Annotated in this window: 11 protein-coding genes, 6 tRNA genes and 1 pseudogene; 4 read left to right on the forward strand and 14 right to left on the reverse strand. The window is 49.7% G+C overall.

What is annotated here, in order from left to right:
- Positions 1 to 70 precede the first annotated feature (70 nt).
- From AC50YG_RS21125 to AC50YG_RS21140, 4 genes are all read right to left on the reverse strand, one after another.
- Positions 71 to 835 (reverse strand): peptidoglycan recognition protein family protein, encoded by a 765-nt coding sequence (locus tag AC50YG_RS21125; protein WP_494829305.1) that lies wholly within the window; start codon positions 833 to 835, stop codon positions 71 to 73.
- A gap of 166 nt (positions 836 to 1,001) precedes the next feature.
- Entirely contained in the window at positions 1,002 to 1,868 is an 867-nt protein-coding gene (gene hflC / locus AC50YG_RS21130; RefSeq protein WP_473762346.1) for a protease modulator HflC, read from the reverse strand.
- A complete protein-coding gene (gene hflK / locus AC50YG_RS21135; protein ID WP_473762348.1) occupies positions 1,865 to 2,899 on the reverse strand; it encodes an FtsH protease activity modulator HflK in 1,035 nt (344 codons plus the stop codon). The genes hflC and hflK overlap by 4 nt, the downstream gene beginning before the upstream one ends.
- A 73-nt stretch (positions 2,900 to 2,972) precedes the next feature.
- Entirely contained in the window at positions 2,973 to 4,055 is a 1,083-nt protein-coding gene (locus tag AC50YG_RS21140) for an AI-2E family transporter (protein WP_494829314.1), read from the reverse strand.
- Positions 4,056 to 4,235: 180 nt separating this feature from the next.
- Between AC50YG_RS21140 and AC50YG_RS21145 the strand changes: the two genes are divergently transcribed.
- From AC50YG_RS21145 to AC50YG_RS21160, 4 genes and pseudogenes are all read left to right on the forward strand, one after another.
- Positions 4,236 to 5,138 (forward strand): AraC family transcriptional regulator, encoded by a 903-nt coding sequence (locus AC50YG_RS21145; RefSeq protein WP_494829315.1) that lies wholly within the window; start codon positions 4,236 to 4,238, stop codon positions 5,136 to 5,138.
- Between the two features lie 201 nt (positions 5,139 to 5,339).
- Positions 5,340 to 5,864 (forward strand): annotated as a pseudogene (locus AC50YG_RS21150) (LamG-like jellyroll fold domain-containing protein); the annotation flags it as partial.
- Entirely contained in the window at positions 5,865 to 7,157 is a 1,293-nt protein-coding gene (locus AC50YG_RS21155) for a right-handed parallel beta-helix repeat-containing protein (protein WP_494829392.1), read from the forward strand. It begins immediately after the preceding pseudogene.
- 137 nt (positions 7,158 to 7,294) lie between these two features.
- Positions 7,295 to 7,849, forward strand: coding sequence for a YecA family protein (locus tag AC50YG_RS21160; protein ID WP_494829317.1), 555 nt, complete (start codon positions 7,295 to 7,297; stop codon positions 7,847 to 7,849).
- Positions 7,850 to 8,024: 175 nt separating this feature from the next.
- Here the strand turns inward: AC50YG_RS21160 and AC50YG_RS21165 are convergent, their stop codons facing one another.
- From AC50YG_RS21165 to AC50YG_RS21210, 10 genes are all read right to left on the reverse strand, one after another.
- Positions 8,025 to 8,447 (reverse strand): pyridoxamine 5'-phosphate oxidase family protein, encoded by a 423-nt coding sequence (locus AC50YG_RS21165; protein WP_046228838.1) that lies wholly within the window; start codon positions 8,445 to 8,447, stop codon positions 8,025 to 8,027.
- Positions 8,448 to 8,691: 244 nt separating this feature from the next.
- Positions 8,692 to 9,282, reverse strand: a complete 591-nt coding sequence (locus tag AC50YG_RS21170; protein ID WP_473762354.1) for a ribonuclease H-like YkuK family protein — start codon at positions 9,280 to 9,282, stop codon at positions 8,692 to 8,694.
- Positions 9,283 to 9,333: 51 nt separating this feature from the next.
- A tRNA-Leu gene (locus AC50YG_RS21175) sits at positions 9,334 to 9,418 on the reverse strand.
- 10 nt (positions 9,419 to 9,428) lie between these two features.
- Positions 9,429 to 9,502 (reverse strand) — tRNA-Glu (locus AC50YG_RS21180).
- Positions 9,503 to 9,528: 26 nt separating this feature from the next.
- Positions 9,529 to 9,601, reverse strand: a tRNA-Trp gene (locus AC50YG_RS21185).
- Positions 9,602 to 9,608: 7 nt separating this feature from the next.
- Positions 9,609 to 9,682, reverse strand: a tRNA-Gln gene (locus AC50YG_RS21190).
- Between the two features lie 5 nt (positions 9,683 to 9,687).
- A tRNA-His gene (locus tag AC50YG_RS21195) sits at positions 9,688 to 9,763 on the reverse strand.
- 5 nt (positions 9,764 to 9,768) lie between these two features.
- Positions 9,769 to 9,842, reverse strand: a tRNA-Glu gene (locus tag AC50YG_RS21200).
- A gap of 225 nt (positions 9,843 to 10,067) precedes the next feature.
- Positions 10,068 to 10,301, reverse strand: coding sequence for a hypothetical protein (locus AC50YG_RS21205; protein ID WP_494829320.1), 234 nt, complete (start codon positions 10,299 to 10,301; stop codon positions 10,068 to 10,070).
- 661 nt (positions 10,302 to 10,962) lie between these two features.
- Positions 10,963 to 13,059 (reverse strand): beta-galactosidase, encoded by a 2,097-nt coding sequence (locus AC50YG_RS21210; protein ID WP_494829322.1) that lies wholly within the window; start codon positions 13,057 to 13,059, stop codon positions 10,963 to 10,965.
- Positions 13,060 to 13,068 lie beyond the last annotated feature (9 nt).

Below are 13,068 nucleotides of genomic sequence, written 5' to 3' on the forward strand. Positions count from 1 at the left end.
AAATGACGAAAGACGGCTCGCTTGAGCCGCCTCCGCCCTGCGTTTGGCCTTTGCCTGCTTTGTGTGCTGTCTACAGCAGTCCTTTGCGATAAAGCACCGTCAGCAAACGATAAAAGTCCAGCGACCCACCTTCCGGCGTGTCGATGACGCCAGCAGCTACCGCAGCCGCAACTGCTGCTTTCGCCCATGCTGGCACCGCCATACTGTGCTTGGCTTCTAACTCCGTTACCCGCTTCACCAGCGCATCAAACTGCAGGCGCTCCGCTTCTGTCATTGGCTCCCCCTCCTCTTCCGGCTTTTCCAGTTCCGGTTCTGGTTCTGGTTCTGGTTCCACGAGATTGCCCAGCATCACTTTGATTTGCTGCAAAAAGCTCTCCCAGCCGCCCGGCCGGCTCCGAAACGTATGCGGACAGTTTTTGCCGCTCCAGCGGTTATGCTGGACGACTGCTGTAATCGGCAGCCCAAGCTTGCGCAGCAGCTCGGCAATGAGCGCCGCTGCATTCGCCTCCGCCTTGCTGCGGATGCCATCGCCATTTTCACAAATTTCGATTCCGATTGAGCTGCGGTTACCCGGCCCATTGCCATCGCCTGCATGCCAGCCATGCTCGTTCACAGGCAAATGCTGCACCACCCTCGTATCATCCACGGTAAAATGCCAGGAGACGGGCAGTGCTGCGGCGGCACCTCCTTTTAAATATTTGGCATGAGAAAGCGCATCCGCCCCCTTCGAGCTGTTCGCTGTATCATGTACCGTCACATATTTCGGCCCTTGAATGGCCGTGCCGGGACGATTGCTCCTGCCTGCCGGAATAAAATCCTGTATCCTATCAGCCATCGTTCACCCTCCCTTCCAGCGCGAGCATGCTTCGCTCGCTTCTATTAGGAAGTGCGCCAGCGGCACAATTGGTTTGTACACCTGCCTGAGGGCGACAAAAAAGGCGGGGAAAAGAGTGCTGCTCCACTCTTTTCCCCGCCCTGTCCTTCAACCAAAAGCTGGCCCTTTATTTTCCAAGCAATATTTTCGCATATGGCGAGTCGATTGGCAGCATGATGACCGGCTCATTTTTGAGCGTCGTCACATAGCTGTCCAGCGTCCGATAGAAGTTATAGAACGCCGGGTCCTGCCCGTATGCTTTATTGTAGATTTTCGCTGCCTGCTGCTCGCCCTCGGCTACGATTTTTTTCGCGTCAGCCTGTGCCTGCGACATCAGCTCGCTTGCAGTACGGTCAGCCTTCGACGTAATTTTGCGCGATTCCTCATCACCCTCGGACAAGTAACGCGCCGCGATGGATTGACGGTCGGAAATCATCCGATTGTACACGCTTTGCTTATTGCCTTCAGGCAAATCCGTCCGCTTAATGCGCACATCGATTACCTCAACGCCATAATCATCACGCTTTAGCGCCTCGGCTACATCGCGCGTAATTTCATCATTTATATTGCCGCGCTCCGTCTGCTCGCTAATAATATTATCGTAATTCACTTCAGACAGCTTGCGCCTGACCGAATTGTATACCGCTTCATCAATACGCTGGACACCCGCGCTTACCGTCTGTGCCGTTTTCAAAAATTGCTCCGGCTTCGTAATACGCCAAACGGTGTAATTGTCCACGATAATCGGCTTCTTATCCTTCGTCAAAATCGACGTTGGATTGCTCTCATACGTCATTTGATATTTCGGCAATGGCGATACACTTTCGATAAATGGAATTTTCAGCTTGAGACCCGGCGTTTCGGCAACCCGTACCGCTTCACCAAACTTCAGCACGACCTTGTATTCGCCTTCCTTTACGATGTACATCGAGCCTGCGCCAAGGATGACGACGACCACAAGGCTGACTAGCAAAATCAATTGGTTTTTCTTCATGGTGTTGCTCCCCCTTCCGCCTGCGGAGCAGGGGTTTGTGAATTGCTCGAACTGCTCGAACCACTTTTGCTGCGCAGCAGCTCATTCAGCGGCAAGTAATTCACCGTATCACCATTGCTATTTGTAATGAAAATTTGCGCATTCGGCATTATTTTTTCCAGCGTCTCGAGGATAAGACGGCTTTGCGTAACATCCGGATTATTTTTATATTCGGCAAAAATCGCATTAAACTTCGCGACGTCGCCCTCGGCGTTCAATATCCGTGACTTTTTCTCCGCTTCGGCATTTTCAAGCAGCGCCTGTGCTTCACCGCGCGCCTTCGGAATGCGGTCGTTTTCATATTTTGCCGCGTTGTTGATCTTTGTGTTTTTCTCCTCGCGGGCATTCGTGACTTCGCGGAACGCTTCCTCTACCTGGCCGCTTGGCGGCTCAATATCCTGGAACTTAATGTCCATAATTTGAATGCCGGTTTTGTATTTTGTTTGCAGCTCCAGCAGCTTCTCCCGCACCTTATCCTGAATAACGGTTTTTCCGTCCGTAATCGCATAATCGAGCTTCTCTGAACCAATAACCGAACGGATGGAAGAGCTTGCCGCATTGCGCAGGAAGCGCTCCGGATCATCAATGTTGTACAAGTAATCATGCAAATTGCTTATTTTCCACTGGACGACGGCGTCAGCCGATACAATATTTTCATCCCCGGTAATCATGAGCGCTTCGTCGTCAACGGGTGTGACGCTGTCCCCATTCTGGCGGTACCCGATATGAATGCGCTGCACAAGCTCAGCCGGCACCGTAACCACCTGCTGAATCGGATATGGAAACTTAAAATGCAGCCCAGCCGTCGCTTCCCCCGTATACTTTCCAAATGTCAAAATCGCCGCGCGCTCCTGCTCCTGTACCGTATAAAAAGATGAAAATCCGAGCGTAACGGCTACGATGCCGATGGCTGCCCCGATGATCGCCTTTTTTACCGTTTTTGGATTAAGCGGCTGCTGGCTTCCTTGCGGTCTGTTTATTTCCGTGTTCAATTAAACCTCTCCCTTCTATTTATATGAACAAAATGAGAACAAACCTAATCTGTTCATACGTAAAGGGAGCCTATTAGGTGACAGTTTTTTCCCAGCGATTATAAATCCGCACGATAATGATCTTCAAAAGCAGATAAACCGGGATCGCAACCATGATGCCAACAATGCCGCCCAGCGCCCCAGAAACGAGAATAAGCAGCAGCGTTGTAATGGGATGAACGTCCAGCTTTCGCCCATAAATATACGGGGATAAAATATTTCCTTCAATCTGCTGAGCCAGCATAATGATGACCACAACCCAGATGACGGACGTAGGCTCATCGATAAACGCCACGATCACACAAGGAATGAGCCCCAAAATTTGACCAATATACGGGATCATATTCATGAAAGCAATGACGAGAGCCAGCACCAGCGGATACGGCAAGCCAATGAGAAGAAAGCCGATGAGCACCATCCCGCCCAGCAGCAGGCAAAGGGTAACCCGTCCGACAATAAAGCCGCTTAGCGCTTTGTCCATCTCCTGCAGCGTTTCTTTTAAACCGCTTTTGTAACGCCCGGGAACCCGCTCCAGCAGCTTGCGGACCGCAGCTCGGTCATCCATCAGCATGTAATAAAGCAGCAGCGGCGCCGTAGAAACGACGATTATAAAATTGGAGAGCACGGAAAAGGCATTTTTCACATAGTCGGTTGCCGATGCAATGCTTTTCGTCAAATAGGGCTCCGCTTTATCCATTAAATTAAAGCCTGCAAAATCGAATTTCGACAGATCGACACCAAACAAAATTTGATTTTTCTGCAGCTGCTCCAGCTGCCTTCGAAAGTCATCCGCCAGCTTCGGAAGCTGCTCCAGCAAACCCGTCAGCTGGCGCTGCAATATCGGCCATACGACGATGCCGAGCAGCATAATGAGCGCAGCCGCAAGCACATAAATGAGCAGAATGCAGAGCGGCTTCGGCAGCTTCAAGCGATGCAGGCGTGCGACCAATGGGCGGAGCAAATAATACAAAAATACCGACAGCACAATCGGTACAAAGATGATTTTCAGCGCGAGCATAATCGGGTCAAAAAACGCGGAGTTGCGCGCAAACAAATACAAGATAAGCAGCACCAATACGATGCTGACAAAAATTTGATTCAATCGGGTTAAACGCATACTGAAGCTTCCCCCTCTGTTCCTTAGTCATGCCTATCATCTATGCTTACCCATTGCCCTGCTCCTGAAACCAAAGCCCGGATACTCAACATTTCGGATGAACGTTTCTTGTCCAAGCGTTAGCTTGGCATTATTTATGGTATCCTATCGTTATATAACGATAAGGGGACAGGGAAAAAGATGTTTTATCCAACAGTGCGCTTCAATCATTTAAATATCAAGCTGGCGTTAGGCCATAAAATGCTTAGCGTCCAATACGTCAATTGCGGCTATTTCTACGAATCGATCATTGAGCATCGCCATAGCAACCGCAGCTATGAGCTTCATTATATTCCTACGGGCAAAGGGACATTGATTGCCGAAGGACAGCAATACGAGATTAAGCCTGGCTGTCTGTTTATGACCGGCCCGGATATCGCCCATGAGCAAATTACCGATCTGCTTGACCCGATGGCTGAATTTTGCATCTGCTTTGAGGAGCAGCCGCCAGCAGCGGGCAAAAACACCGCTCCCGCAAGCGGCCGCGAGGAGGATTTGACCGGTATTGCGGAAGCTTTTTTGGAAAAATCGTTCTGGTTCGGCGAGGACACCCAGCAAATGCTGCCCCTGTTCCAGCAATTGTTCGAAGAGGCTGAGCAGCAGTCGGTTGGCTACTATGCAGCTATTCACAGCATTATGGAGCAAATACTCATTAGGCTGATCCGCAACTATAAGCAGGGCGAGCCCTCGCGCCTAAGCGCCCCGACCAAAACGCTTGATGACAGCCGTATCGCCATTATAGAGCAGCAATTTCTATCCAGCCCCATCGATCTAACGATTCAGGAGCTCGCTGGGAAGCTCGGCTTAAGCGTCCGTCAAACGGAGCGCTCGATTCGGCAGTTGTACGGCATGTCGTTCACGAATAAAAAAAATCAGGCGCGCATGAGTGTCGCAGCACGCTTGCTCAAATCTACGACGCTGCCGATCGCAGCCATTGCCGAACAGACCGGGTTTGCTACGCTGGAGTATTTCTGTACGATTTTCAAAAAACAATATGGCCTGACAGCAACAGCCTATCGAAAAAGCCCCATTTTTCGCGGGTAAATGAACATGTGAGGTAATGATTATTGCTGGAATCGCTTTCATTCCTTACGATGTGTCCAAGGAGGTTAACTGGAATAAAATACAATTAAAGCGATTACAAAGGAGGAAATAAACGTAATGTCCACCATGTTATTTAAGAAAAAGGGGATTAAACCGCTCGCCTTCCTGCTCTGCTTTTGTCTAGCCCTTCCTTTTACATCTATGCTCGGAAAAGTTCAGGCGGCTACGCTCTACAGCGCCGATTTTGAAAGTGGCGGCGCTTCGGGCTGGACCGCCACAAGCGGCATCTGGTCAGTCGTACAGGATAGCGGCTCAAATGTATATACCCAGACTAGCTCCTCAGAAGGCCGCACCTCCGCAGGCAATCAGGCTTGGACGAATTACAGCGTTGAAGCCAAGGTGAAAATTGATAATTTCAATGGAACGAACCGGACTTATGTAGCCGGACGCTACCAGGATGGCAATAATTTTTATGCAGCGTCGCTTTATAACAGCGGCAGCGGCAAGCTTGAAATACGCAAAAAAGTAAGCGGTTCCACTACTACTCTGGCAACCGTTGACTACCCTGTTGCTGCCGGTACTTGGTACACGGTAAAGCTCACGATGTCTGGCTCTGCAATTTCTATGCATTTGAATGGCACGCAGGTGCTGACGGCTACGGACTCCAGCCTCACTTCAGGCGCAGTTGGTCTCGTAAGCTTTAAGACGGCCGCTAAATATGACAATGTGATCGTGTCGGATTCGGCATCGACTCCAACGCCAACGCCTTCGGCAACAGCAACTCCAGCACCGACAGCGACAGCAACTCCGGCTCCTACAGCTACACCAGCACCCACCGCTACACCAACACCAGCTACAGGCGATCTGTTCGTAGCAGCCAATGGTTCTGCGAGCAACAGCGGCACTATCAGCAGCCCGCTTACACTTGCAGCAGCACTGACGCAAATTCAACCGGGCAAAACGATCTATTTGCGCGGCGGCACCTATGCTTTTTCTGAAACGGTAACGATTGAACGGACGAACAGCGGAAGCTCGGTTAGTGCACGCAAAGGACTTGTCGCCTATGGCAGCGAGAAGCCTGTGCTGGATTTCTCCGCACAAGCTTTTGCCTCCACAAACCGAGGTCTGCAAATTAACGGCCACTACTGGTTTGTGAAAGGTCTTGAAGTGAAGGGTGCTGGAGATAACGGCATCTTCATCGGCGGAAATTACAACCGGATTGAAAATGTTGAAACGCATCATAACCGCGACACCGGCCTGCAGCTTGGACGTTATGTATCCACTGCCGGCTACAGCGAGTGGCCAGCTTACAATGAAATTATTAATTCTTATTCCCACGACAACTACGATCCGGATAATGGGGAGGATGCAGACGGCTTTGCGGCGAAGCTGACGGTTGGCCCAGGCAATGTTTTCGACGGCTGTATTGCGGCGTATAACGTAGATGACGGCTGGGATCTGTATTCAAAAACCGATACGGGAGCTATTGGAATTGTAACGATTCGCAACAGCATCGCCTATCAAAATGGCCATACGTCCGACGGTACAACGACAACCGATAGCGATGGCAATGGCTTCAAGCTGGGCGGCGAAAAAATTGCCGTAAATCATATTGTCGAGAACAGCATCGCTTTCCAAAACAAAAAGCATGGCTTCACTTATAACAGCAACCCAGGCTCCATTTCTATGAAAAACAATACCTCGTGGAGCAATGGACAAAGCAACTTCGCTTTTGATTTAGGCACACATATATTCACCAATAACCTGAGCCTCAGCGGCGGCTCCAGTGACAAAACAAGCGGCACCGATGTTTCAAATACCAATGTTTGGTGGAAAAGCAATGCCAGCGTAAACGGCAAAGGCTTGCTTGCAAGCTCGGCTGATTTCGTGAGCTTGACTCCTTCCGTTACCCGCAATGCAGACGGCTCGCCGAATCTTGGCAATTTCCTTAAGCTGGCGACTGGCAGCGATTTAATCGGCTCCGGCACGCCATCTGGCACGAATGTTGGCGCACGCTAGGCTCAAATAAGAATAGGAATTTGCGGCCGCCCCTTGCCTGAATGCGTCAAAACCGCTACCATGGTAAGGGTGCATAAAGGAAATCTGCTTAGCAGCTCCTTATGTGCGATTAACTTTTTTGCCTAAGGAGACTTAACATGTTAAAGCTAGGAAGAAATGATGTATGCCACTGCGGCAGCGGCCGTAAATATAAAAAATGCTGTATCGAGCTGGACCGTGAGGAAGAGCGCCGTTTGGCAGCGGCCCAAGCTTCCGGCGGACTGCAGTCTTACGCGGATATCGAACGCCTGCTGGATCATGAGCTTGTCTGGGAAGCTCCATCCTATGGTGAGCTGGCCCGTGAACTGGCCAAGCAAATGAAGGAGGGCTACACGCCTGCCCAAATTAGCCTTGCCCTGTTTATGTGGAAGGAGTATACAGATGCGAATAAACCTTCTTTCCGTAAATCCGGCGTCTACTGCGCGGCTTTGGAATATTTGATCTGCGAAATTCAGAGCATTCCAAGCTCGAAAGCCGAGCTTGCCGAGAAGTACAGCGTATCCGTATCTACTCTATCGAAAAAATGCACCGAGCTGACCAGCTTCTTTATGGAGCAATATGCAGAGCTTCAAGCGGAGCAGCCCGAGGCCGCAGTCACTGGCGATGCTGAGAATGCGGAGCAGCTCCAGCAAGAGGAGCTTGTGAAGGTGTAAGCTAGAGCTGGTCTTCGGGCTGAAGCAGCAAGCTTTTTCACTTCAATCTATTACAATTACATGGTTGCCAATAGCAGCAAAAGAGCCCGGCGCCTTCACATGAACGTGAAAGCAGCGGGCTCTTTTCGGTTGTTTTTATGGAAAACTCTAGTTAACCGCTAGTGCTACTGGGTGGTTATTGCAGCCACACCTTGGTTTCTCCACCGTCGCTGGAATATTCAATATACTCCGGTACCGCTTCTATAATAATGTATTCCGGATCATGAGGTCCTTCAAACCACTGCTTGAAATTTTCATTCCACAGCTTCTCACGCAGCTTGTCGTCCGCGCACAATTCCGCACGTGCCTGAATTTGGACAATATCGGAAGACGGCTTGCCATCGTAACCAACGAGAATATGAACATTCGGGTTAGCCCTCAGCTCATCAACCTTGCTCGTATCGCGATTTGTCGCTAAATATAAGTTAAGCCCATCATGGAAGAGCGCCATATAACGCACCATCGGCTTATCGCCATTTACGGTAGCAAACGAGCATACATGGTTTGCTTGCAGCACATCAATAATTTCCTGCTCCAATTGTTTTGTTGTATTCGGCATCGGTATCTCTCCTTAAAGGTTCATCTTTTTGCCAGTCTTCCCAGCATCGCGCCTGCCATAGATTACCCCTTTTGCCGTTTTTTTAATCGGAGCATGGTTTTGATGTTTGTTTCTATTATGTAATAGACAGCCAGGCACCGTTAGAAAAGCATGACCAGCTGTATAGCAAACGTATAACAGTGGTTAAGCAGACGCACGAAAACGCCTGCTTATTTTTCATCACCATTGTTTATTGATCTATTATTTATTGTTCTACGACATCATTTGCCGTGAAGCGGTAAGGCTTCTTGGAATGCCGATTCGCATAAGAAGAAGCGACAATTGCTTCCGGTTTCAGACGAGCTTTCATCCCCATAGCTTCCACACGCAATACCATTTCCGCCACATAGGCAGCCGTCTTGCTGACAGCCGGATCGGTTCCGGCATCGACGTCAATATACGCTTCGAAGGACGCGCCTTTGTATACAAAAGGGAGCACGATATCCTCCATTTGCACCCTGCGTTCGCCACCGAAAAACAGCGCGACCTCCTCGCTGTATGACGTCTCCAGCGACAGCTTCTCCTTGATGGATTTCAGTTCCCGCGGGATGACGACCTGCCGATAGCAGGCCCATGCTCCTTTGCCCTCACGCTGGATAACGACGCCGGTAATCATCGTCGTATGTCCCGCATGCACCTGGCAGTCGGTACCGATCATGAAATTGTAATTGGCATGTGGATCAAGCGACATAAAACGGACAATGCGATCATGAACCTGCTCCAGATTGAGGCGTCTTTCCGATACATTGTGAAACTCCATGTCGTGAATCAATTGAAGATGTTTTCTTATTTTCATCATCGTCACCTGTAAAGCAATTAGGCTTCTTCCCTTCTTTAGTTGGAGTAATGTGCTTCAAGGGACTTGAACCCTTAGTTGTCTTAATGACAGCGGATTTTAAGTCCGCCGCGTCTGCCATTTCCGCCAGAAGCACAAGGTGATCGTGACGCATGGGGGATTCGAACCCACCGCATCCACGAGTGAAAGTCGTGTGGCTTAGCCGCTTGCCGAATGCGCCTTAATTGAATGACTGCTTTTAAAACAAGGGGCGCGGGTATCGAACCCGCCTCATTCGGATTTGGACTCCGAATCGCCTGCCTTGGACATGTCCCCCTTTATTTAATTGGCTGCCCCTCTTGGAGTCGAACCAAGACGCACGGTGTCAAAGACCGTTGCCCTACCATTAGGCGAAGGGGCATTACTTGGGGAGATTAACCGGACTCGAACCGGTACTTATCAGGACCACAACCTGACGTGTTTGCCTTTTCACCATAATCTCCATAGTGACGCATGGGGGATTCGAACCCGCCGCATCCACGAGTGAAAGTCGTGTGGCTTAGCCGCTTGCCGAATGCGCCTTAATATAAGGACTGCTTATACTTACTCAATTCACAAACATGCGTTCTAATTTTTGCAATAAAAAAACTACTTTCCCCCTCACGGTTCCGCCATGCCACCCCGTCTTCAGCCGATATCAGCCAAATTTCGAGAATGCACAAACGGACCACTCACCTAGGGTGCAAGTAGTCTTCACGTATACAGATAATGATTCATCGGAATATATTCTACCCCGCGCTTCAAGATCAGGCTGCCGCTGCTCCCCCTTTATTCAGGATGGAGCAGTCGGGCTGCGATACGCAAAAACGACGAATATTCGGTTCGATGCAGGCAACATGTAAGTTTTCATTCAACTCTTCTAACGCCGGATGCTGATGTTCATCCGCCTGCTGCTTCGTTATTTCGCTCTGCACTTGCTCATACTGATGTAAATCAAGCTCCACTGGCCAATTCATAAGCTGTTCTGCTGTGTTTTTCATTTCCTGCACCTTCCTTTCGTCTTCGTTATTGGTCTCGCAACGCTATCGGCTTGCCGATCACGCATTTCGCTTCAATGCTTTAACGCTTTAATCAATGATCGACTTGATGCTTCTCATACTAGCATATCGACTTTTAATAAGTCAATCCTTTTTATTTAAAAAAATGAAAATAGTTAATTTTATTGATTTTATTACCTTATATTCATGGATATCAAATAGAAAAATGATTCATTTTTCGCTAATTATTAATTTTCACTAGCTGAAGTATTCCTTTAGCAAATAAAAAAGACTACTGCTCAGCGGCAGTAGTCCTTCATCTCCCCATCAACAACCAGCCCATTCATAATTCTCAGGCGGATACCTGATTACCGCCGGCTTGGCGTCGAAAGCATATAGGAGAAAGGCTGCTGCACGGGCTGTACGCATTACCGGCCTGCACAAAAAGATGGCTGCTCTGCTCAGAGCACCACGGTTGTTCAAGCTTGTTATCATGGTTTGATAATAAAATGGTTAACATGCGCCGTGCACTTCCTTTCCTTGGTTGATTAAAATGATACACATTCATAACATAATAAATATTGTTCATTTGAAGCTTATTAATTGTTTCCCATCTTATAGCAAATAATCCTGTCTTGTCAACAACAAATCTGCTGCTGATCGGCTATGCTCGCAAAATCCACACGTCATAAGGCCCAATCACTACCTCGCCAACAAGCGGTTGACCTGAAATCAGCTCCGTCAGCTCGCGTTTCAAATGGATGGCCACAGGCTGTGAAGAATAGTTCAGAAGCATATAATAATGCCCTGCCGCTCCGCTGCGCGGCACCACTTCAATCGCATCTGGAATATCCGCCCATTGCTCCAGCGGATCGGCGATTTGCAGCAAATCAAGCAGTTGGCTCGTACTCTCGCGCGTAAAGAAAGTACCGAAATAAACAACCTTGCCTTTACCTAGCTTTCTGACCGTAACCGCTGGCTGTCCCGCGTAATAATCGTCCGTATATGTCGCCGCAATTTCCACTTCGCTAGCCGCCTCAGCAGCAGGCTCCAGCATTTCGTTAAATACATGGGCTGCGCTCTGGCCTCCGCCATTTGTGAAGGATAATGCATTCGTCTCGCCCGGGTTCAGCATCGTAAAATCGCTCACGCTCACGCCAGCAAGCCCGCGCAGCACGCCAGGAAACGGCTCCATATAAGCCTGATTATGCTGGTCCTTATAGCCGCTTCTCGGTCCAAGCACGAGCGTGCCGCCCTGCTCCACATAAACACGCAATTTCTCGGCATCCTCTGAGGTCAGCAGCTGGGCATTAACATAAAACAGCAAATCATATTGGCTCAGCGCCTGGGCCTCCGCCAAATTTTGCTTGGAAAGCATGTCCGCAGCCAAATGGCGCTCCGACAGCGCCAAATAAACCTGCTCTTCGCTATTCCAATAATCATAGCCAATATAACGCTCTATTTTTACATTGCTATCGTTCGCATAGTCATACATAATCGCTGCTTTCGCGACCACATCGGTACCGATAATAACGTCCTCCAGCATCCGCGTTTCCTTCGCCACCCGCTTCGCTTCCTCCAACCGCCAATGCGGCTGATCGCCATACAAATTAAGCCCATGCCAGAGCGATTCCGCTCCATAAGGGCATGTCCGCCAGCGGAAATAAAGCACGCCGTCTGCCCCATGAGCAATCGACTGCCACGTCCACAGCCGCATTTGCCCCGGTTTGGGTGTCGCCTGCAAATAATCGCCGCGGTCGTTATTCAGCACATTCCCGACCTGCCCGCCCGGTCCCGCCTGCTGCTCCAGTACCGTAAACTTGGAAGACAACCCCCGCACCCGGCTGAGCTGCTTGCCGCTAAGCCGATCCTTATGCGAATATTGCAGATCAGTACGCATCAGTTGGAATGCCGGATACGAATCATAAGACATAAAATCAACGGTGCGAGCCGTTAGCTCATAATTATCAATATTGCCGAACAATCCATTATGGGTAATGAATTGCTCCTCAGGCAGCAGACGAGTCAAAATCTCATATTGCAGCTCTGCAAATCGAATCGTCGAGTCCGATGTAAATAAATAAAAATCGAGCAGCTGGCTTGGGCTATGGTACGTCACCGTTGGCCTTGGCAAATAAATTTGCTCCCATGCATTGTAGGTCTGGGCCCAAAATGCCGTTCCCCATGCAGCGTTGAGCTCATCCAAGCTATCGTTATACTTCTCCCTGCACCACTGGCGGAAAGCCGTATGATCGCTCTCAGCAAAGCTTACATCTGAATGGCAGTTCAGCTCGTTGTCAATTTGCCACCCAATGACCGCAGCATGCCCTTTGTAACGCTCCGCCATCATCGTGACGATGCCAGCGCAAAGACGCAAATAGATCGGCGCCGTGTAGTTGTAGTGCCTTCTGGAGCCATGCTCCATCCGCACACCGCGAAAATCTACGCGCAGCACCTCGGGATATTTTGTCGTCAGCCATGCCGGGGGTGCATACGTTGGCGTGCCAAGAATAACCTTTAGCCCTTCGGCTGCCGCAAGCTCAATCGCCTCGTCGAACATAGCGAACTGATAGTTCCCTTCTTCCGGCTCCATCACATTCCAAGCGGTTTCGCCCATACGTACAACATTAAAGCCCATTTCCACCATCCGGCGAAAATCCTTCTGCCACATTACGCGGTCCCAATGCTCTGGGTAATAGCAAACGCCGAGCAGAAACTGTCCGCCTTCGTATTTTTTCCGATCCTTCAACAAAACTTCCATCTCCCCTCA

The sequence above is a fragment of the Paenibacillus sp. J31R34 genome, from assembly GCF_059383715.1.

Bases quoted from the DNA above. Each gene is read 5' to 3' on its own strand.
- AC50YG_RS21125 (WP_494829305.1), bottom strand. From the start codon at position 835: ATGGCTGATAGGATACAGGATTTTATTCCGGCAGGCAGGAGCAATCGT.
- hflC (WP_473762346.1), bottom strand. From the start codon at position 1,868: ATGAAGAAAAACCAATTGATTTTGCTAGTCAGCCTTGTGGTCGTCGTC.
- AC50YG_RS21140 (WP_494829314.1), bottom strand. From the start codon at position 4,055: ATGCGTTTAACCCGATTGAATCAAATTTTTGTCAGCATCGTATTGGTG.
- AC50YG_RS21145 (WP_494829315.1), top strand. From the start codon at position 4,236: ATGTTTTATCCAACAGTGCGCTTCAATCATTTAAATATCAAGCTGGCG.
- AC50YG_RS21160 (WP_494829317.1), top strand. From the start codon at position 7,295: ATGTTAAAGCTAGGAAGAAATGATGTATGCCACTGCGGCAGCGGCCGT.
- AC50YG_RS21165 (WP_046228838.1), bottom strand. From the start codon at position 8,447: ATGCCGAATACAACAAAACAATTGGAGCAGGAAATTATTGATGTGCTG.
- AC50YG_RS21170 (WP_473762354.1), bottom strand. From the start codon at position 9,282: ATGAAAATAAGAAAACATCTTCAATTGATTCACGACATGGAGTTTCAC.
- AC50YG_RS21205 (WP_494829320.1), bottom strand. From the start codon at position 10,301: ATGAAAAACACAGCAGAACAGCTTATGAATTGGCCAGTGGAGCTTGAT.
- AC50YG_RS21210 (WP_494829322.1), bottom strand. From the start codon at position 13,059: ATGGAAGTTTTGTTGAAGGATCGGAAAAAATACGAAGGCGGACAGTTT.